The sequence below is a fragment of the Prochlorococcus sp. genome (assembly GCF_965655815.1).
Lineage (GTDB): Bacteria > Cyanobacteriota > Cyanobacteriia > PCC-6307 > Cyanobiaceae > Prochlorococcus_A > Prochlorococcus_A pastoris.
Window position 1 is genome coordinate 22,387 of sequence record NZ_CBFHHZ010000003.1, and the last position, 21,006, is coordinate 43,392.

The window sequence follows — 21,006 nt, forward strand, 5'->3', positions numbered from 1 at the left end:
AATGCGTCTAAATTGTTTCTAGAAGAAATTTAATCTTGATAACATTTACTAAACCACTTTCAAAATTAATTGCTCATTTTGAGAAATTTCCAGGAATAGGTCCAAGAACAGCTCAAAGATTAGCATTATTTGTTTTAAAACAACCTGAAAGTAGTATTAGAGATTTTTCTAAATCATTATTAGAAGCACGTAGTAATGTTGGCTATTGCAAAAAATGTTTTAATTTAACTTCAGAAGAAGAATGTGAAATATGCAGAAATACTGAGAGGAATCAAAAAATAATTTGTGTAGTAGCAGAAACTAAAGATTTACTCGCTTTAGAACGATCAAGGGAGTTTAAAGGGACTTACCATGTTATTGGAGGTTTAATTTCTCCTATGGATTCAATTAGTCCAGAATTGTTAGAGATCAGAAGTTTAGTTGAGAGAGTAAGTAAATCAGACATTGAAGAAATAATACTGGCACTTACTCCAAGTGTTGAGGGCGATACTACAAGCCTTTATATTGGAAAATTACTAACTCCTTTTACTAAGGTTACTAGAATTGCTTATGGTCTTCCTATGGGGAGCGAACTTGAATATGTTGACGAAGTTACTTTAGCGAGAGCCTTAGAAGGAAGAACAAATTTAATTTAAAAATGGAAAATAAGAATCAGATTAAAGTAGAAAAAATTTTAAGGCTTCCTTCTTGGATAAAATTCCCTATTAGTAAAGCTTCAGAATTTGAGAAAATGCAAAGGCTCATTAAAAAGTCAAATATACATACAATTTGTGAAGAAGGGAGATGTCCTAATAGGGCCGAATGTTATGCCTCAGGGACTGCTACTTTTTTACTTGGTGGATCAATTTGTTCTCGTGCTTGCGCTTTTTGTCAGGTAAGCAAAGGTAAACCAAGTGAATTAAACAAATATGAAAGTATTCAAGTAGCAGAAGCGGTGAAAATTCTAAATTTAAAATATGTAGTACTTACATCAGTAGCCAGAGATGACCTCCCCGACCATGGAGCAAATTTATTTGTCTCTACGATTAATCAGATTAGAAAAATTGACCCAAAAATTCAAATTGAAGTTCTTACCCCTGATTTATGGGGAGGTGGAAAATCTTTTGAAGATAAAGATAAACTTCAAAAAGATAGACTTAAAAAAATTCTAGAACAAAGGCCAATTTGTTTTAATCATAATCTTGAGACAGTGGAAAGGCTTCAAAAAGAAGTTCGAAGAGGTGCTAATTATAAAAATTCAATAGGCTTATTAGAAAAAGCAAAGTCTATTGCTCCTAATATTCAAACAAAATCAGGAATAATGTTGGGTTTAGGAGAAACGTTAGAAGAAATAGAAACTACGATTCTTGATCTTAAAAAAGTGGATTGTGATCAAATTACAATTGGACAATATCTAAGACCTTCATTGAAGCATTTATCAGTTAAGAAATATTGGGAACCAAAGGAGTTTGAATACCTAAAAAGTTTTTGTAAGAAATTAGAGTTTAAAAAAGTATCTTGTGGCCCTTTAGTTAGAAGTAGTTATCACGCTGGTTAAACTTTTTCAATTGAAAGAAAGTTTTTCTTTCATTTTGTTTAATACATAAGAACAGTCTCCTTTCATTAGTGTTCCCGCTCCGCCCCAAATTAATCTTAAGAAAAGGTCAATTGGACTAGAGCCAACTTCTTTTACAACTTTAAATCCTATAATATTAAAGTATCTGACAAGTTTTTTACTATATCCTTCGGTATCATAAATGGCTAACAATCGTGCTTTTTTACTAAATTTCATTTCGATTGCCCAAGCCATGGTAGATGCCCATATTAATTCTGAAACAAAAGGTGGAGAGTCACTCAGGATCCTTAATGTATCAAGTTGAATACCCTGCTTATTAAAGTAAGTCCAACCTTTCATCTCTCCCCAAATCTTTACGATATTATCTTTTTGTTCGGCAATAACAATTTTAAAAAAACATAATCCAAGAGTTTCTCTCACTTGTATTTTTATAACAAGGCCTAAGGAAAATGCAATATTTTGTAATTCTTCAACTCTCATAATTATTATGAATTAATCCTTATAAACTTTTGATTTCTTCTCTTTGTATTTATTTATTTGCTTTTGCCTTTCTTCAAATCTTTTTCTATCATTGTCACTGAATTTGTTTACACAATAATGACATTGAATACCTTCTCGGTATTCCTTATTCTTTTGATCTTCTATAGAAATTGGCATCCCACATGCATGACAAATTGAGTATGAACCTTTTTTTAGTTCGTGATCTAAAGCCACTCTTTTATCAAAAACAAAACATTCTCCTTCAAACAGGCTTTCTTCCTTTGACATGTCTTCGAGGTATTTAAGTATCCCGCCTTGTAAATGGAAGATGTTTTTGTAACCTTTCTTTTTTAATAAGCTAGTAGCTTTTTCACATCTAATACCTCCAGTACAAAACATAGCTATATTTTTAGAATCATCGTCGCCTAAATATTTCCCTAAATTATTATCCACCCACTCAGGAAACTCGCTAAAGTTATCTGTATTTGGATTGATTGACTTTTTAAAACTTCCTATAGATACTTCATAATGATTTCTAGTATCAACTACGATTGTATTTCTATCTTTAATTAATTTATTCCAATGAAATGAATCAATATAAGTTCCGGAATCTTTTGATGGATTTATTTCTGGGACACCCATAGTTACTATTTCATCTTTAATTTTTATTTTTAATTTTTTGAAAATCTTCTTTTTTGAATAACTTACTTTAATGTTTAATTTGTTATTCCCAACAATGTTTTTGATTAACTTTAGGATATTTTCAATAATGCCTTCTTCAGAACAAATGGTTCCGTTTAGACCCTCTCTCGCAATTATTAATAGGCCTGAAAGATCATTGTTTTTCTCGATACTAAATAATTTTTCTTTCAGTTCAATTATTGAATTTTCTTGAAATGAGAAGAAAGAATAGAGCGAAACTATCTTGTAAATATTATTACTCATACTGTAGAAACAGTTTTATCACAATATTCAAAATCTTTATTAAATAAAACTCCTACATCCTTAAGTAGTTTTCTATCATCCTGAAAAGATGGATTTGAGGTTGTCAATAATTCATCTCCATAAAAAATAGAGTTTGCTCCGCATTGAAAACAAAGAATCTGAGCTTCTTTAGTTAAGTTCTCCCTTCCAGCACTTAATCTTATTTTGCTTTTTGGCATAAGAATTCGAGCAGTAGCGATCATTCTTATCATCTCAATAGAATCAATTTCTTTCCCCCCCTCCAAACCTGTTCCTTCTATGGCTACCAGAGAATTGATTGGGACACTTTCAGGGTGAGGATTCATGTTTGAGAGGACTTCTAAAAGAGATGCTCTATCTCCATTATTTTCTCCTAAACCTATAATTCCTCCGCAACATACATTTATACCTGCATTTCTTACTCTTTTAATAGTGTCTAATCTATCCTGATAAGTTCTTGTCGTAATAATATTTTTATAGTATTCAGGACTTGTATCGAGATTATGGTTGTATGCGGTTAGCCCGGCATCGGCAAGTTTCAAGGCCTGCTCATCTGTGAGCATCCCTGCAGTTACACATGCCTCCATTCCAAGTTCTTTTACACCTTTAACCATTTCTATCATTGAGTTGAAAGGTTTGCCGTCTCTAATTTCTCTCCAAGCCCAACCCATACAAAATCTATCAGCACCTTCTTTTTTTGCTGTTTTAGCTCTATTTAAAACAGCTTCAACTTCAAATTGAGGGTGACTCTTAATTTGACTAGAGCTATAAATTGATTGGCTACAGTAAGAACAGTTCTCTTGACACCCGCCAGTTTTTACACTGAAAAGAGAAGCTAGTTGGACTTTATATTGATTAAATCTTCTATGAATAATTTGAGCTTCCCACATTAAATCTATTAATGGGTAATTTAAAATTTCCAAAATCTCGTCTCTTTCCCAATCAAATCTTATTTCGCTAAATTTTTGATTATCTGAATTAATCATTTTTACTTAGGGAAGAATAGCAAGAATCTTCAAAAGATTCATTTGATAATGATTCTATACCTCCAAAACGCCTATTCCTCGATTGATAATCTATTATTGCTTTTAAAAATTCCCTCTCAGTAAAATCTGGCCATAATACATCAGTAATATAAATTTCAGAATAAGCTAATTGCCATAAAAGAAAATTACTAATCCTTTTTTCACCACTTGTTCGTATTAGTAGTTCAGGATCCTTGCTTCCCTTAGTTAGTAGTTCTGAATTAAATAATTGTTCATCGATGTCACTGAGTTTTATTTTACCTTGGGAAGATTTGATGGCTATTTCTTTAGCAGCTTTTACTATTTCTTGCCTACCTCCGTAATTTATACAAATATTCAAGGTAAATTTTTTATTGTTATTAGTAAGAGCTTCTGAACTCTTTATCAGTAATTTTAATGAATTAGGAAGAGGTGATAAATCTCCAATAAACTTAATTTTTATTGATTCTTGATGTATCTCAGAAATTTCTTTTTTCAAAACTTTTTCAAACAGATTTATAAGAAAATCAACCTCTTTGGAGGGTCTATTCCAATTCTCAGTTGAAAAGGCATAAACAGTAAGAACTTTACAATCTATGTTCTTAGATGCCTTAATAATTTCCTTTAGAACACTAACACCCTTATTATGCCCAAATGATCTAGGTAACCCTTTTTTTGTAGCCCATCTCCCATTTCCATCCATAATTATTGCAATGTGTTCTGGAATTCTCTCCTTATCTAATTCATTCGATAAATTAAGATTATTTTTTTTTAATTGTAAGTTATTCAATCTCATAAACTAATCTTGAATAGTATTTTGTTTGTCTAACTTCTTTTCAACAGTAATAGTATCATTAGTATTTGTTTTTTGGTACGAATTGGTTTTGTTCGAAGATGATTTTGGAGTACCCGATATATTTTGATTTCCTACTAACTTTATGAGAAGTTCTTGTAATCTGCTGCTCGTAATAGGTCTCTCGAGTTTTCCTTGATTAGCTAATGATAAAGTGCCTGTCTCTTCAGAGACAACAATACAAATACATCTGTCAAACCTTTCCGTAATGCCCAACGCGGCAAGATGTCTTGTTCCGTATCTACTAATACCTTGCCTTGATAGAGGTAATATTACTCCCGCTGAAATTATTTTATTACCTTTAACTAAGACTGCTCCATCATGTAAGGGGGTATCTGTTGCAAACAAATTTATTAAAAGATCTGTAGACAATTTTGCTTCAATCTTGATACCTGAATATAAAAAATCTTCTGGTCTTAAATCGCTTCCTAAATCTACAACTATCAAAGCTCCTTTTCTATTTTGTGATAGTTTTCCTGCAGCATCAACTAATTGGTTTACTGTCGTAGATGTTGCTCTGAATTCTTTAGGTGGGTTGCCTAGTAATACAGCTAGCCTTCCAGTCCCAAGTAATTCCATTAATCGTCGAAGTTCACCCTGCCATAGGATTGCTAAAGATAGAGAGCAAGCAAGTACTACTGCATCAATTAATTTTGAAGTTAGAGGAAGATAAGCATATCTTTGAATAAACCAGGCAAAAGAAACTAATAATAAATACCCTCTTAGTAACCACAGCGTTCGCTGTTCTTTGACTCTTGAAAATAATAAAAGACCAAATCCTAGAGCAAATAGTACATCTAGTAAAAGTTTTAAGTTTATAAACCCCCAAAAATTCACATCGAAATTTAAATTATATTAAATGTACCTAACTTTGTTTGATAAAGCGATCAGGAAGGACATCATATTTTAGAAGATCATGTGGACTTTCTCTTTGCTGAATAATCTCTGCTTCTCCATTACAAACTAAAATAGCAGCAGGTTTGGGAATTCTATTATAGTTTGAACTCATAGAATTATTATATGCACCAGTGCCAAAAACACATATCAAGTCTCCTGTTTTGCAATCACCAAGTTCAAGTTCTTTAAATAATACATCTCCAGATTCACAATGTTTTCCTGCAACTGTATATTTATTTTTGGCATTACTATTTAAAGGGTTATTTACCAAACAAGCTGAATAATTTGATTGATATGTAATTGGTCTGGGATTATCACTCATACCGCCATCCACTGATAAGTATGTCCTTATCCCAGGGATTTTTTTAAATGAGCCGATTTTGTATATAGTTACTCCTGCTGTTGAAACTATAGACCTACCCGGCTCACACATAAGAATTGGTAATTTTAAATTATTTTTATCACAGGCTTTTACAACAGATAATGATACTGTTTTAATCCACTCATCAATAGAAGGAGGATCATCCTCCTCAGTATATTTAATTCCTAGACCACCACCTACATTAAGTTCTTTTATGTTGTGACCAAAATCTTTAGCTTGTAAAATGACATCTACCATTATTTTCCCAAGGTCATTATGAGGATCTAGTTCAAAAATCTGAGAACCAATATGAGCATGTAATCCTGTTAATTTAATGTGTTTAGTTTTACTTATAACTTTGAATAGCTTGCCTAGTGATTCGATTCCAAATCCAAATTTACTATCAAAAGAACCTGTTCTGATGTATTCATGTGTATGGCATTCTATTCCAGGTGTAAATCTAACCATTATCTCTATATCGTGAATGAAGGAATTAGATATCTCTTCAAGTCTTTTTAAATCATGGTCGTTATCTACAATAACTTTGATATTATTTTTTATCGCAAATTCAATTTCCTTATCAGATTTATTATTTCCATGAAAAACAATTTTTTCATTAGGAACTCCACCTTTTAGAGCTGTCAATAATTCTCCTTCTGAAACTGCATCGAGCCCAAAACCCTCTGATGCAATTAAATTACTCATAAATATTGAACTATTTGCCTTGGATGCATATATCGGAAGTGATGGTCCTGGATAATATTTTTCTAGTGCTTTTTTATATGCTCTACAGGAATTTCTTAAGGTAATCTCATCCAAAACATAAAGGGGTGAATCGTATTTTCTTACTAAATCTTCCAAAGAACATTGACCAATAAATAACTTATTTTCACTGTTAATGGTCGTTGTGACAGGAACTATGTTTTTATTGGGACTATCTTCATTAATTTTATTTTTTAAGAATGATGTTTTTACATTCATGGGAAACTCTCTCGTAAATTCATTCTACAACTTTCAGAACATTTATAATAAATTAAATATCAAAAAAATATTTAGAGAGAAAATATTTACTTCGATGATCTCAATTAAAGAAATTGATCAAAAAGAATTTGAATTATGTTACGAATTAGATTCAGCTACAATTTGTTTATGGACTAAAAAACAATGGCAAAGTGAGTTTAATAAAAGTGGTACTAAAGTAGTTGCAATATTATTAAAAAAGAAAATAATTGGAATTTATGTAGTTCAAACAATAATTGATGAAGCTCAAATAAGTTATTTTTCAATAAAACAAAAATTTCGTCGAAAAGGTTATGGAAGTCAACTAATGACCTATTTGATAAAAGATTGTGAAAAACTAAATATAAAAAAATTACTGTTGGAAGTTTCGGAAACTAATTCAATTGCTGAGATCTTTTATTGCAAATTTAATTTTTTAACTGTTGGAAGAAGAAAAAACTATTATAAAAGTGGTGCTGATGCTGTCTTGAAAGAAAAAAAATTCATATAATAATTATTTAAAAATCTTTTGTGCGGATAACCAGAATCCCTGAAATCACTTTAATAAGCTGCTATATCATCAATAATATTAATTAATATTGATTAATTTATACTTTTGGGTATTCACAAAAGCTCATTCTGAACACAAAATTGACTTAATACTGGTAGGTTATAAATAAGAAATTAAAAACAGTAATGTTTGAAAGATTTACAGAAAAAGCAATCAAAGTCATTATGCTTGCGCAAGAAGAGGCTCGGAGGCTTGGACATAACTTTGTTGGAACAGAACAAATACTTTTAGGTTTAATTGGAGAAGGAACAGGTGTAGCTGCAAAGGTGCTCAAATCACTAGGTGTAAATTTAAAAGATTCAAGAATAGAAGTTGAGAAAATAATAGGAAGGGGTTCAGGATTTGTAGCAGTTGAAATACCTTTTACACCGAGAGCGAAAAGAGTTTTAGAATTATCTCTTGAAGAAGCACGCCAATTGGGTCACAATTATATAGGTACGGAACATTTACTTTTAGGTTTAATTAGAGAAGGAGAAGGGGTTGCAGCAAGAGTTTTAGAAAATCTTGGAATCGACTTAACGAAAGTCAGAACTCAAGTTATAAGAATGCTAGGAGAGACTGCTGAGGTTGGTTCAGGTGGCTCTTCAAATAAGGGTAATTTAAAAACAGCTACTCTTGACGAGTTTGGTACAAATTTAACAAAACTAGCAAGCGAATCAAAACTCGATCCAGTTGTTGGACGCTATGCAGAAATTGATAGAGTTATTCAAATTTTAGGTAGAAGAACTAAAAATAATCCTGTTCTTATAGGTGAACCTGGAGTGGGAAAAACTGCTATTGCTGAAGGTTTAGCACAAAGAATTCAACTTGGAGAAATTCCAGATATCCTTGAGGATAAAAGAGTTCTGACTCTTGATATTGGCCTCCTTGTAGCAGGAACAAAATATAGAGGTGAATTTGAAGAAAGACTAAAAAAAATAATGGAAGAAATTAAATCTGCCGGCAACGTTATATTAGTTATCGATGAGGTTCATACTTTAATAGGTGCAGGAGCTGCTGAAGGAGCAATTGATGCTGCCAACATATTAAAACCAGCATTAGCTAGAGGTGAGCTCCAATGTATAGGTGCTACAACTCTTGATGAATATAGAAAGCATATTGAAAGAGATGCTGCTCTCGAAAGAAGATTCCAACCTGTAATGGTTGGGGAGCCATCTATTGCTGATACTATTGAAATTTTAAAAGGTTTAAGAGAACGTTACGAGCAACATCATCGTTTAAAAATTACAGATGATGCATTAGAAGCAGCAGCTCATTTAGGTGATCGCTACATTTCTGACAGATTTTTACCAGACAAAGCTATAGATCTTATAGATGAGGCTGGTAGTAGAGTAAGGTTGATTAATTCTAAACTTCCTCCCGAAGCGAAACAAATTGATAAAGAATTAAGACAAATCCAGAAACAAAAAGAAGAATCAGTAAGAGATCAGAACTTTGACAAGGCAGGTGCGTTAAGAGAAAAAGAGATTGAATTATCTGCAAAAATAAAAGAGCTTTTGGAAAATAAAAAAGAAAGTTCAGAAAAAAATGATATAAGTAATGCTAAAGAAACTACGGAAAATAACTCAACTATTATTCATGATCCTCTTGTAAGTGAAGAAGATGTAGCTCATATAGTTGCTTCTTGGACAGGAGTTCCTGTTCAGAAATTAACAGAAACCGAATCAGTCAAACTTCTTAATATGGAAGAGACTTTGCATCAAAGGTTAATAGGTCAAGATGAGGCTGTTAAAGCAGTATCAAAAGCTATTAGAAGAGCTAGAGTCGGTTTGAAAAATCCTAATAGGCCTATTGCAAGTTTTATCTTTTCAGGTCCTACTGGGGTTGGAAAAACTGAATTAACCAAATCCTTGGCTTCGTATTTCTTTGGTAGTGAAGAAGCCATGATCAGATTAGATATGTCTGAATTTATGGAAAGACATACTGTCAGCAAATTAATTGGTTCACCTCCAGGGTATGTTGGCTTTAATGAGGGAGGCCAACTTACAGAGGCAGTAAGAAGAAGACCATACACTGTCGTACTCTTTGATGAAGTTGAGAAAGCTCATCCAGACGTATTTAATTTACTATTACAATTACTTGAAGATGGAAGACTAACAGACTCAAAAGGTAGAACGGTCGATTTTAAAAATACACTTTTAATAATGACTTCTAATATTGGTTCTAAAGTAATCGAAAAAGGTGGTGGAGGTTTAGGCTTTGAATTTTCAGGAGATTCAGTTGAAGATAGCCAATATAATAGGATAAAATCTTTGGTAAATGAGGAATTAAAACAATATTTTAGACCAGAATTTTTAAATAGGCTCGATGAAATAATTGTATTTAGACAATTATCTAAAAATGAAGTTAAAGATATTGCAGAAATAATGTTAAAAGAAGTTTTTTCTAGATTAAACGAGAAGGGTATAAAACTAGATGTTACTGATGCTTTTAAAGAAAGGCTTGTCGAGGAAGGATATAATCCAGCTTACGGAGCAAGGCCTTTAAGAAGAGCAGTCATGCGCTTATTAGAAGATAGTTTAGCTGAAGAGGTGTTATCAGGAAGAATTAAAGATGGAGACAAAGCCTTAGTTGATATTGATGAGAATAAAAAAGTTATAGTAAATATTTCTTCAGAAGAATCTTCTCAAGAGTTGGCAGGGGCTAATTTCTAGACAGCTTCTCTGATATGCAATTAATATCTCCAGAAAAAATATTTAGGGGAAATAATGCTTGGGTAGAATCTCTGACACAAATAAAAAAAATTTCTAAGCGTCCCTTAGTTTTAGGTAGAAGTTTATCAACGAAGGAAATAAGGCATCAAATTTATAAAGACTTACAAGATCATCATTTTCATATAATTACATCAAACTTACAATTTGATTGTTGTTATGAAGATCTTGAAAGAATAGAAAGAATCATACTTAAAAATAATTGCGATTCAATTATTGCTGTAGGTGGAGGCAAAGTTTTAGACGCAGGAAAATTTTTAGCAGACTTTCTATCGATTCCAGCTATTACTATCCCTTTAAGTGCATCTACTTGTGCAGGTTGGACTGCATTATCAAATATTTATTCAAAAGATGGACAATTTATCAAGGATATTGAGTTGAAATCTTGTCCTGAAATATTAGTACTTGATCACGGATTTATTAAAACAGCCCCTAAGCGGACACTTGCTAGTGGAATAGCTGATGCATTAGCTAAATGGTACGAATCTTCTTTGACTAGTTCAAAAGTGGAAGATGGACTCGTTCAGCAAGCAATTCAAATATCAAGAGTCTTAAGAGACCAATTACTTATTAATGGAGAAAGTGCTTATAAGAGTCAGTCATTCCAAAATGTTGCTTGGTGTAATGTTGTAGAGGGATGTTCACTTACTGCTGGATTGATTGGTGGAATTGGTGGAGAAAAGTGTAGAACTGCAGCTGCTCATGCTATACATAATGCTATTACTCAGATAATTTCAAGTCATAAGCCTTTACATGGTGAAATTGTTGGAGTAGGAATCTTATTGCAACTGAGATTAGAAGAAACTAAAAATAACAATAAATTAGCTAATCAATCTATTAAACAGTTAATGGAATTAATGAGAAAATTGGATTTACCAACTACTATTGCCGACTTAGGAATAAATGTTTTTGAAAATAATAATTTACAAAAAATTGCTGAATTTACATGCAGGGATAAATCAGAGATTCATTTTTTGCCTTTTGAAATCAATCAGCAAGATATAATAGAAACTATTACAAAATTTGAAAAACAAAAAATTAAAATAGCATAAATACTTTGAATAACAATATTTATAATGATCCTAATAAGTTGAATATTGATTATTTTGAAAAAGTCAAAAACTCTATTCAGGATCCATTAGGATTGAATATATCTAATGACGTTAATTGGATAAAGCTTAACGAAAAATGGAATTCTTCTGAATTTCCAGTCGTTATGGGAGGAACTGGTCAACCAATCCTTTTCTTACATGGATTTGATAGTAGTTTTCTTGAATTTAGGAGAATTTATCCATTTTTAAAAAAAAAATTCCAATTAATAATTCCTGATTTATTAGGATTTGGATTTACTCCGAGGAATGCTTCCAATCAATATAATCCTCGTAAAATAATTTCTAATCTTCTTGATATTATTAATACCCTTAAATTAAAAAATAAGTTAATGGTTGTGGGAGCTTCAATGGGAGGATCCGTAGCGATAAACTTGTCGAAGGAAATCCCTGAGCTCATTGATAAGATGATTCTGTTATCTCCAGCGGGTTTGTTTGGAGAATCCAAAAATATTCCCTTCCCACTAAACCAGATTGGGGCGTCTTTTTTAGGATTATCTCAAGTTAGAAAGGGACTTTGTAGACAAGCTTTTGCATATCCAGATAAAAGTGTTGGTTCAATGGAAGAACAAATTGCTTCAATTCATTTAGGATGCTCTGGCTGGAGAAATTCTTTAGCTTCTTTTGCAAAAAGTGGTGGATTTGCTGGGACATATAACTACATGCAAAATATTTCAATTAAAACTATTTGTGGAGAGAATGATCGCATTCTCGGTAAAAAAGAAATTAATAAAATAAAACAAATAGATCAATTAAATTTTATTGGGTTAAAAAATTGTGGTCATCTTCCACATGTAGATTTGCCATCATTATCTAGCAAGATTATTTATGATTATTTTTGTACCTAGTAAAAGTATTATTAATAATTTTAATTGTAATAGAATTTAAACTTGTTATTTAAATAATATATGAACAAAATATTTTTACCTTAAAAAAAAATTAATTAGTAAATATAGATTTAACTGTAAAGTTAATACTTAGGAATTAATTAAAAAACTTCAAAATTATAATTATATAATAAATAACTGAAGGGGTAAATATATAACTATCAATTCTATCAAGTATTCCACCATGACCAGGTAAAAAAGTTCCAGAATCTTTAATTTTCGCATCTCTTTTCATCATTGATTCAATTAAATCTCCTACTAATGCCATAAGAGAAACTAATATTCCATATAAAATCCCAATTAAGAATGGATTCTGCCAACTAAGTAAAAACGCAAAAAAGGTTGCTACTGAAATTGAGCATATTATTCCTCCGATCAAACCTTCGATAGTTTTACTTGGAGATAATGGGGAAAGTGCCCTTTTGCCAAAAGACTTTCCAATAAAATAAGAACCTATATCACTTGCCACAATTAATAAACAAGAAATTAATGTTAAATAAAGACCTGTTGAATTTGAGATGTTTTCAAAGGATAATATTCCATCGGAAGAATTATTTATAGTCGATTGTATCGCTCTTAATTTAATCCAATAACTAGGTAAAAAACCTAAATAAAATAATCCGAAAATTGATGCTGCAATATCTGAAATAGTGCCTGACTTTGGCTGCAGCAATAACCACGTGCATATTCCTACTGAACATATTGGTAATATTGAATTGTATATCTCTCTATCAAGGAATCCAATTACTTCTAGATATGTCGCAATTGTAATTATGAAGCAAGAAAATAACGTAGTTTTGGTGGCTGGTTTAATTCCTGTGAATTCTGCCATTCTAAAAAATTCGAGAAGTGCAATATAGGTAAGTAATGCAATTGCTATTGTGAAATACCATCCGCCTAATAAAACAACAACTAATCCAAACAATCCGATTAATAAGCCACTTCGCAATCTCATATTTGATTTTTAGTTATTTAAGACCCTTATATAAGAATTTAACAGATCTTCGTTGTACAAACTTTGAGCTTCTATCCAATCTATTCTTTCCTGGTCTATTCTCTCTCCAGGTACAATTAAAGGTATTCCAGGAGGATAAGGACAAATAATATCTCCAGAAATTTTCCCCAAAGATTCAACTAGAGGAATGCTAATAGTCTTACTTTTCCAAGCAACTCCTATTGGTATTTCTGGTGATTGAACTATTCTAAAAGGAGGTTTTATAGCTTTCAAACCATAAGATTTATTAGTATGAATTAGTAACTTTTTCCATAATTTTTGAAATAAAAAAGTAAAATCCTTTTGATTTGAAAATCCAAGACAAAAAGTAAGCGTCATCATTTCAGGTAATTCAGCAATTAATCCGTTTTTATAGAAAAATCTATCTGCAGTAAAGCCATCAATACCAACTTTAGAAGTATTTAGTACTATTTTTAAAGGATCTTGAGTTTCAATAAGAGGTATCTTTTTTTTTATTAACTCATTGTAGATTGATTTTGCTTCTAAAATTCTTTTTTTGTATTTATTAAGATTATCCTTATTAAGCCAGTCTTTAATGGACTCCTCACAAGAAGAAAGCAAAAGAGAATTAGGACTAGTAGTTTGTAGTAAATTTATGCTTTTGATTAATTTATTTTCTTCTATTAGATTCCCATTATGCCAAATTATTGCTGTTTGAGTTAGTCCATTAAGTGACTTATGTAATGAATGGACTACTAAATCAGCTTTAGATCTTAAGGCTGATTTCGGTAAATTAAAGTTTTCACAAAAAAGAAAATACGAACCATGGGCTTCGTCAACTAAAACAGGCAAATTATGTAGATGACAAATTTTAATTAAAGGTTCAAGATCCGTTGCATATCCTTGATAGTAAGGACTAACTAATATGACTCCTGCAATTTTAGAATTGTCAAAATCTATATTATTGAATACATTTGTAAACCATTTTTTCGTGATGGGCATATAATGTCCAGTTACACTAGAAAACTCTATGTCAAAGAATATTGGAATAATATTCTGCAAAGCACAAGCTTTAATAACACTTATATGAACATTCCTTGGCATAAGAATATATTCACCAGGATTAGCCATAGCGATTATTCCTGATTGAATCAAACCAGATGCTCCATTTACTCCAAAAAAACATTTTTTTGTATTAAATTTTTTTGAAATTGATATTTGCGCATCATGTATTAATCCACTATTAGATAATGGAGAACCTATTTCAGGAAGTTCTGGCAAATCCCAAAAACCTGGTTGTTTTTTTAATAATCTAATCAAGCCTTTTGGTAAAGCTTTCCCTCTATTGTGGGCAGGAAAAAAAAGTGATTTTAAAAACTTTTTAGTTAGAAAAGAAGAAATACTCATAAAGTATTATTGGCACATATAGAATATGTAGAAAACAAATTCTTCTTTAATATTTTAAATGTAAATGGCAACTTCTTATTCAAGATATTCACCTAAAGGGGATATGATTTGGTTGATCTTAAGACCATGGATATTATTACCAAGAGTTTTATATATACTTTTAACTTTAATTTTTCTTTTAGTAAGAATACTTTTTCAAGGTAACAGTAATAGTAAGAGTGTACAGAAAAATCTTTCAAAATACCTTTTTAATGTTATTACCGATTTGGGTCCATGTTTTATTAAATTGGGACAAGCACTTTCAACTAGACCAGATCTTGTAAGGCAAGATTGGCTAACAGAACTTACAAATCTACAGGATAATCTCCCACCTTTTAAACATAAAATTGCTCTAAAAATAATTGAAGATGAACTTGGACTTCCTGCTAATGAATTATTTGATGATTTTCCAGATGAACCTATTGCATCAGCAAGTTTAGGAATAGTTTATAAAGCAAGAAAAAAAAATAATAATTTTTGTGCTGTAAAAGTACAAAGACCTAATTTATATTTTCTTATTAGAAGAGATATTGTAATTCTAAAAATCTTAGCGACTACTTTTGGATCATTTTTACCACTTAATATTGGTGTTGGTATTGGAGAAATAATAGATGAATTTGGTAAAGCCCTTTTTGATGAAATTGATTACGAGCAAGAAGGGAAAAATGCATTGAAGTTTGCCGATCTTTTTAAATCTAATCCCAATGTATTTATACCAAAATTAGAAAAAGATTTTTCCTCAAAAAGGGTTATTACAACATCTTGGATTGATGGAGTTAAATTAAGGGACAGAGAAATTTTAGAGCAAAATAATTTAATACCTTCTTCTTATATTAGAACTTGCGTGATAAGTGGACTGCAGCAATTATTCGAATATGGTTATTTTCATGCAGATCCTCATCCTGGAAACATGTTTGCTCTTAAAGGAGGAACTTTAGATAATGGACACTTAGCATACGTTGATTTTGGGATGATGGATACTATTACAAATTCAGATAGGCTTACACTTATTAAGGCAATTGTGCATTTGATTAACCAAGAATATTTACTTATGGCTAAAGATTTTCAGAAATTAGGTTTCTTAACCAAAGAACAAGATCTTGAAGAACTTGTAGAACCACTTAAAGAGGTCCTTGGGGGTTCATTTGGGGCCGAGGTTGGAAATTTTAATTTAAAAAATGTAACTGATAAATTCTCAAAACTCATGTATTCTTATCCGTTTAGAGTTCCAAGTAGGTTCGCACTAATAATTAGAGCTGTTGTAAGTCAAGAAGGTTTAGCTTTGAGACTTGATCCTGAATTTAAGATCTTAAAAATTGCATATCCATATATTGCAAAAAAACTTTTAACAGATAATTCAGATGAAATTGTAAATATTCTTCTTGAGGTTGTATTTGATAATGAAGGAAGGATTCAGATAGATAAGCTTGAAAGTTTATTAAATACATTATTTAAGGATACCGAAAATATTAATGCAGATCTCATTCCAGTAGCCAATGCAGGTTTGAAGCTAATTGTAAGTGACAAAGGATCTGAAGTAAGAAAAAACCTTTTATTAAGCCTTGTTAAGGATGATAGATTGGAATTTAAAGATGCAGAAAAACTCTTAATTTTGCTTAGAGATACTTTTAGTCCTCTAAAATTGGCTAAAAGTGCTGTTCAAAACATTATATCTCCAGCTTAGTGTTTGCTTTTATATCAACTCATTAAATTATAGTTTTTGATTTATGAATTGATTAAAATTAAATAATCCTTTAGATGCATAATTTAAATAGTCAAATAAAAAAATTCTAATGAGATTATTCAATATTAATTTTCAAAAAAATAAAAAAATAACATTGGAGGAACAAAATAATAGTAAAAAATATGATCAATATGTTGAACTTGGTAAATTAGTAAAAGAAGCAAGGACTCAAAATAATCTTTCTGTTAAAGAATTATCAAATATCTCTAAAATCCCAGAATCTTCTATAAATTCAATTGAGAATAATATTGAAGACCTTAGACCAAGAGATCCTTTTCTAAGGTCAATATTATTAAAGTTGGAAAAATGTTTATTCATGGAAAATAATACATTGGTAGGGTTAGAAATTAGAGAAACAAATACTTTTGAAAAAAACAAAAAAAAAATTATTTTAAGAAAGTTTGATTTTCTAAATTCCTGGCAGGGAAGTTTTTTTTATTTTTTATTTTTAATTTTGATACTATTTTTTCTTAATAGATACTTTATTTCAAATATTAATATTATTGAGATTCAAATTATTGAGGAAAAAGGAAAATAAAATATATCTGATGATCTAATTGCTTAATCTCCCATAATTATTTCCAAGGTCACTATATTTTTTTAAATTCATATCTATCTCGTCAAGAGTTTGATTTAATTTCCATCTCCAATTATTAGTAATTGTTCCAGGAGTATTTAATCTACTTGAGTCGTCCAAAGATAAGATATCTTGAATTGGAGAGATAAAAAGGTTTGCTTTTGTACTCATGCCAATTTCTATTAAATTCCAAGAGGGATCATTTGAGTATTTATATTTATCTTTAATATGGTTTTTAATTGTAATATCTAAACAATCCCACCACGATGTGGAGGTAGCGTTATCATGAGTTCCTGTATAAACAACCCAGTTCTCTTTTTCGATATTTTTAGGTAGATAAGGGTTATTGTCATTCCCATCGAATGCGAATTGTAAAATCTTCATACCAGGTAATTCATAATTATCCCTTAAAATCTCTACATCTTTAGTTATTACTCCTAAATCCTCAGCAATGATAGGTAGATAGTCAGATTTTAAATCTTTTTTTAAAATATTTAATAGCTCTTTTCCAGGAGAATTAATCCATGACCCATTAATAGCATTTTGGGCATTCCCATCAACTCTCCAATATCCAGCCAACGCTCTAAAATGATCAAGTCTTAATATGTCAACAAGTTCAAATTGTCTCTTAAATCTTTTTCTCCACCATCTAAATGCTGTACTTTTGTGCTTTGCCCAATAGTAGGTGGGAGTACCCCATAGTTGTCCTGTAGATGAGAAATAATCAGGAGGCACTCCACTTTGATAAAGTAAATCTCCATTTTGAGAGATAGAAAATAGTGATTTATTACTCCATACATCCACACTGTCTCTTGAAACATAAAAAGGCAAATCACCTATGAGTGTAATTCCATTAGTTTTGGCAAAGACTTTGATTTCCTTCCACTGTTTATCAAGATGCCATTGTATTAATTTTGTTTTAAGTATTTCATTTTTTTTGTCTTTTATCCATGTTTTTATAGATTCATTTTCCTTTTGTTTAAACTCCAATGGCCACTCCCACCATGGCGACATATTGAATTTCTCTCTTAAGACCATAAAGATTGAATAATCTTCAACCCAAGTATTTTTTTTATTCCATAAATAAAAATCAGTTTTCCTCATTTCAGATTGAGATTCCCAATCAAATAAAAGATATTCTCCTAATTTTTTCGATAAATTATTTGCATAATCAAAATCAAAATGATCTTCGTTCTGATTAATTGATTGTAAATCTCTCATATTTAATGAAATGATAAAGTTTTCTTCAATTAATTTATTGACATCAAGAAACCAAGGATTTAACGCAAAACTGGATGGCGAACTATAAGGAGATCCAGTTGAATCTGTTGGAGTAAGAGGTAGGAATTGCCAGTGATTAATCTTATACTTACAAAGCTTCTTAATCCAATCTTTAGCGCCTTCTCCAAAGGTCCCGCAGTAACTACCTCCGGGGAGACTTGAAGGATGAACAAGTATACCTAACGATTTATTTTTTAGAACTGATTTTAAACTCATTAATTAAGGTGATTTTTTTATAATTCTTTTATCAATTATTATCTAAGATTAAGAATAATTAAATATATATCATTTAACAAATAAATTTAGATGTTTCTTATATCTACCGATAACTTTTAAAATTATATATTTCGGAATATTTAATATTCAAACTTAGTACTTTTAACTATGAAAGATAAATAAGTTAATTAATTTTTGCGAAATTAATATTAGGTACTACGATATTAGTAGATTTTTTAAAGCTAATTTCGTGACAAGTTTTATCACGGCAGTAGATAATGAAGAGCCGAATTTTAATCTTACTAATAGTAGATTAAGGTTAGTTAGTGGAACTTCTAATCCTAAATTAGCTGAAGAAATTGCATCATATTTAGGGATTGAAAATGTTCCCTTAGTATCTAAAAGATTTGCTGATGGAGAACTTTATGTTCAAATTCAACAATCTATAAGAGGTTGCGATGTATTCCTTATTCAACCTACATGCGCTCCTGTCAACGATAGTTTAATGGAGTTGATGATTATGGTTGATGCTTGTAAAAGAGCTTCAGCTAGACAAATTACAGCGGTCATTCCATATTTTGGATATGCAAGGGCGGATAGAAAAACTTCAGGAAGAGAGTCAATTACAGCAAAGCTTACAGCAAATTTACTTGAGAAGTCTGGCGTGGATAGAGTTCTTGCCATGGATTTACATTCAGCTCAAATACAAGGATATTTTGATATTCCTTGCGATCATATATATGGATCTCCTGTCTTAATTGATTATCTTGAGTCTCTAAAGTTGGAGGAAGTTGTTGTTGTATCTCCTGATGTGGGTGGAGTAGCCAGAGCAAGAGCATTTGCCAAATTAATGAATGATGCTCCATTAGCGATTATTGACAAAAGAAGATCTGCTCATAATATCGCAGAGAGTCTTACTGTTATTGGAGAAGTCAAGGGAAAAACGGCTATTCTTATAGATGACATGATTGATACTGGGGGTACTATTTGTTCCGGAGCAAATTTGTTAAATAAAGAAGGTGCAAAGAGAATTTTTGCGTGTGCTTCCCATGCAGTTTTCTCTCCGCCCTCTTATGAAAGGTTAAGTTCAAAAGATTTATTTGAACAAGTTATAGTTACTAACAGTATTCCAGTTATTGATAATTACGAATTTCCTCAGTTAAAAGTACTTTCTGTAGCAAATATGTTAGGAGAGGCAATATGGAGAATTCATGAAGAAAGTTCGGTTAGCTCTATGTTTAGATAATAAATTTATTTTTTATTTTGTTTAATAAGTTCTTTTAGTCTTTCTTCGTAACTATTTTTTATTTCTTTAGGAATGTTTTTAGGACAAATATTTAGAGCACTTGACACAATCTGAAAAGTTCCAGCATTATATAATCTCTTTTGGTCAATTTTTTCAGTACCAAACTCTTTAATAAGGCCCTCATGCTTTCCTGTAATTACATTTGCGAAAGTAGCACTAGCTATTCCAAGACTTTTCTCAAAATCAACTTCAGCATTTGTAGCAATACAAAGATAAGAGGCCCCCATTTGCCTATATAAGAAAAGATCTTTCTCGGTAGCCGCTTGTAATTTCTTGTCGGCTTTTAGTTCTTTATTGAATAATGTTATGTCAAAAAAAGTTAAGTATAAAAATATAGGAAGAGTTAGAATTTTAAAAATTTTTTTTGAATACAAATTTATAAGCATAAATTATTTTTAATTTATTTTTTAAAGATAACATTTTTTATTTTTAAACTTAATTGGCTAACAGAATTTATGTAATAATTTTTATTTCATGATGATTCTCTACTATTTTAAGTTTATCTTTGTTCCATGAATATATAACTCTATATCTATAGTTATCTCCGTCAATAAGTCTTGTGTGTTCAAGGATGTACCAATCTTCATAAGATGATTCGAAAATCATTTCATGTTCATCAACTTGTTTAATATTGGATATTCCATCAATATCACTTAAATAAAATTTTTCTCTTATTAATTGGTGGTCCTTTATAAATGCTTGCATTTCTCCTCTTTCTCTATATTTGGGATGTTCATCAAAAAAACTATATTTCTTTTCTGGATACCAAGTAAATTTATAATGAGATTCCCATTCTTTTTTATTTTCAAGAGACTCAATATTTATGTACATGCAAAGGTTGTAAGTTTTCCTTTCTTCTTCGAGAAAATATGTCCTATTGGATTTCCAAAGTCCAATATTACGAGAAAACCATCTTTTTAAATTACTGTCTATGCTTACTTCAGGGGAATTATATCCACCGTAATTCGTATTATTGTTTTGGATATTAGCAACCATTTCTAAATATCGTCTATATTATTTGATAGCTTAACTGTAAAATATATATAAATATCTTAATGTGTTTATAAGCAAAAACAGCTTATCAAAAATTC

20 protein-coding genes are annotated in these 21,006 nt (G+C 30.8%); 9 read left to right on the top strand and 11 right to left on the bottom strand.

Features of this window, described 5'->3' with window-relative positions; all coding sequences use genetic code 11:
• Positions 1-35 precede the first annotated feature (35 nt).
• On the top strand, positions 36-635 hold the full coding sequence (gene recR, locus ACTF45_RS04945; RefSeq protein ID WP_288346641.1) for a recombination mediator RecR: 600 nt from the start codon (positions 36-38) through the stop codon (positions 633-635).
• A gap of 2 nt (positions 636-637) precedes the next feature.
• Positions 638-1,537 (top strand): lipoyl synthase, encoded by a 900-nt coding sequence (gene lipA, locus ACTF45_RS04950; protein WP_288346640.1) that lies wholly within the window; start codon positions 638-640, stop codon positions 1,535-1,537.
• 6 nt (positions 1,538-1,543) lie between these two features.
• On the opposite strand, the gene ACTF45_RS04955 is transcribed toward lipA, so the two are convergent.
• The 6 genes from ACTF45_RS04955 to lysA are packed head-to-tail and all read right to left on the bottom strand — an operon-like array spanning position 1,544 to position 7,094.
• The gene (locus ACTF45_RS04955) at positions 1,544-2,035 is read right to left on the bottom strand and encodes a hypothetical protein (RefSeq protein WP_288346639.1); all 492 of its coding nucleotides are present in this window, start codon (positions 2,033-2,035) and stop codon (positions 1,544-1,546) included.
• Positions 2,036-2,047: 12 nt separating this feature from the next.
• The gene (gene trhO / locus ACTF45_RS04960) at positions 2,048-2,980 is read right to left on the bottom strand and encodes an oxygen-dependent tRNA uridine(34) hydroxylase TrhO (RefSeq protein WP_288346638.1); all 933 of its coding nucleotides are present in this window, start codon (positions 2,978-2,980) and stop codon (positions 2,048-2,050) included.
• Positions 2,977-3,984, bottom strand: a complete 1,008-nt coding sequence (bioB, locus tag ACTF45_RS04965) for a biotin synthase BioB (RefSeq protein ID WP_288346637.1) — start codon at positions 3,982-3,984, stop codon at positions 2,977-2,979. The genes trhO and bioB overlap by 4 nt, the downstream gene beginning before the upstream one ends.
• Entirely contained in the window at positions 3,977-4,798 is an 822-nt protein-coding gene (locus tag ACTF45_RS04970; protein WP_438949472.1) for an isoprenyl transferase, read from the bottom strand. Before ACTF45_RS04970 ends, bioB begins: the two co-directional genes overlap by 8 nt.
• A 3-nt stretch (positions 4,799-4,801) precedes the next feature.
• The gene (cdaA, locus tag ACTF45_RS04975) at positions 4,802-5,692 is read right to left on the bottom strand and encodes a diadenylate cyclase CdaA (RefSeq protein ID WP_288346635.1); all 891 of its coding nucleotides are present in this window, start codon (positions 5,690-5,692) and stop codon (positions 4,802-4,804) included.
• Positions 5,693-5,720: 28 nt separating this feature from the next.
• Complete coding sequence (gene lysA, locus ACTF45_RS04980) at positions 5,721-7,094, bottom strand: diaminopimelate decarboxylase (RefSeq protein WP_438949473.1); 1,374 nt, start codon at positions 7,092-7,094, stop codon at positions 5,721-5,723.
• Between the two features lie 94 nt (positions 7,095-7,188).
• On the opposite strand from lysA, the gene ACTF45_RS04985 reads away from it, so the two are divergent.
• The 4 genes from ACTF45_RS04985 to ACTF45_RS05000 all read left to right on the top strand — a co-directional run bounded on the left by ACTF45_RS04985 (position 7,189) and on the right by ACTF45_RS05000 (position 12,351).
• Positions 7,189-7,623 (top strand): GNAT family N-acetyltransferase, encoded by a 435-nt coding sequence (locus tag ACTF45_RS04985; RefSeq protein ID WP_288346633.1) that lies wholly within the window; start codon positions 7,189-7,191, stop codon positions 7,621-7,623.
• Positions 7,624-7,808: 185 nt separating this feature from the next.
• Positions 7,809-10,337 carry an ATP-dependent Clp protease ATP-binding subunit gene (locus ACTF45_RS04990; RefSeq protein ID WP_438949474.1) on the top strand — a complete coding sequence of 843 codons (2,529 nt, stop codon included), beginning with the start codon at positions 7,809-7,811 and terminating at the stop codon, positions 10,335-10,337.
• A gap of 14 nt (positions 10,338-10,351) precedes the next feature.
• Positions 10,352-11,446 carry an iron-containing alcohol dehydrogenase gene (locus ACTF45_RS04995; protein ID WP_438949475.1) on the top strand — a complete coding sequence of 365 codons (1,095 nt, stop codon included), beginning with the start codon at positions 10,352-10,354 and terminating at the stop codon, positions 11,444-11,446.
• A gap of 5 nt (positions 11,447-11,451) precedes the next feature.
• Positions 11,452-12,351, top strand: a complete 900-nt coding sequence (locus tag ACTF45_RS05000) for an alpha/beta fold hydrolase (RefSeq protein WP_438949476.1) — start codon at positions 11,452-11,454, stop codon at positions 12,349-12,351.
• Positions 12,352-12,487: 136 nt separating this feature from the next.
• Here ACTF45_RS05000 and ACTF45_RS05005 read toward each other — a convergent pair whose 3' ends face one another.
• Together ACTF45_RS05005 and ACTF45_RS05010 are read right to left on the bottom strand one after the other, a co-directional pair.
• A complete protein-coding gene (locus ACTF45_RS05005; protein WP_288346629.1) occupies positions 12,488-13,345 on the bottom strand; it encodes a phosphatidate cytidylyltransferase in 858 nt (285 codons plus the stop codon).
• Positions 13,346-13,354: 9 nt separating this feature from the next.
• Positions 13,355-14,752 carry an aminotransferase class I/II-fold pyridoxal phosphate-dependent enzyme gene (locus ACTF45_RS05010; protein WP_288346628.1) on the bottom strand — a complete coding sequence of 466 codons (1,398 nt, stop codon included), beginning with the start codon at positions 14,750-14,752 and terminating at the stop codon, positions 13,355-13,357.
• 64 nt (positions 14,753-14,816) lie between these two features.
• Between ACTF45_RS05010 and ACTF45_RS05015 the strand changes: the two genes are divergently transcribed.
• Positions 14,817-16,475, top strand: coding sequence for an ABC1 kinase family protein (locus tag ACTF45_RS05015; RefSeq protein WP_288346627.1), 1,659 nt, complete (start codon positions 14,817-14,819; stop codon positions 16,473-16,475).
• A 109-nt stretch (positions 16,476-16,584) separates the two neighbouring features.
• Entirely contained in the window at positions 16,585-17,073 is a 489-nt protein-coding gene (locus tag ACTF45_RS05020) for a helix-turn-helix domain-containing protein (protein ID WP_288346626.1), read from the top strand.
• A gap of 15 nt (positions 17,074-17,088) precedes the next feature.
• Here the strand turns inward: ACTF45_RS05020 and malQ are convergent, their stop codons facing one another.
• Positions 17,089-18,609 (bottom strand): 4-alpha-glucanotransferase, encoded by a 1,521-nt coding sequence (malQ, locus tag ACTF45_RS05025; RefSeq protein WP_438949477.1) that lies wholly within the window; start codon positions 18,607-18,609, stop codon positions 17,089-17,091.
• Between the two features lie 250 nt (positions 18,610-18,859).
• Between malQ and ACTF45_RS05030 the strand changes: the two genes are divergently transcribed.
• On the top strand, positions 18,860-19,855 hold the full coding sequence (locus ACTF45_RS05030; RefSeq protein WP_288346624.1) for a ribose-phosphate pyrophosphokinase: 996 nt from the start codon (positions 18,860-18,862) through the stop codon (positions 19,853-19,855).
• A gap of 5 nt (positions 19,856-19,860) precedes the next feature.
• Here ACTF45_RS05030 and ACTF45_RS05035 read toward each other — a convergent pair whose 3' ends face one another.
• Positions 19,861-20,301, bottom strand: coding sequence for a Villin headpiece domain-containing protein (locus ACTF45_RS05035; RefSeq protein WP_288346623.1), 441 nt, complete (start codon positions 20,299-20,301; stop codon positions 19,861-19,863).
• 67 nt (positions 20,302-20,368) lie between these two features.
• Positions 20,369-20,911 (bottom strand): hypothetical protein, encoded by a 543-nt coding sequence (locus ACTF45_RS05040; protein ID WP_288346622.1) that lies wholly within the window; start codon positions 20,909-20,911, stop codon positions 20,369-20,371.
• Between the last annotated feature and the right edge of the window lie 95 nt (positions 20,912-21,006).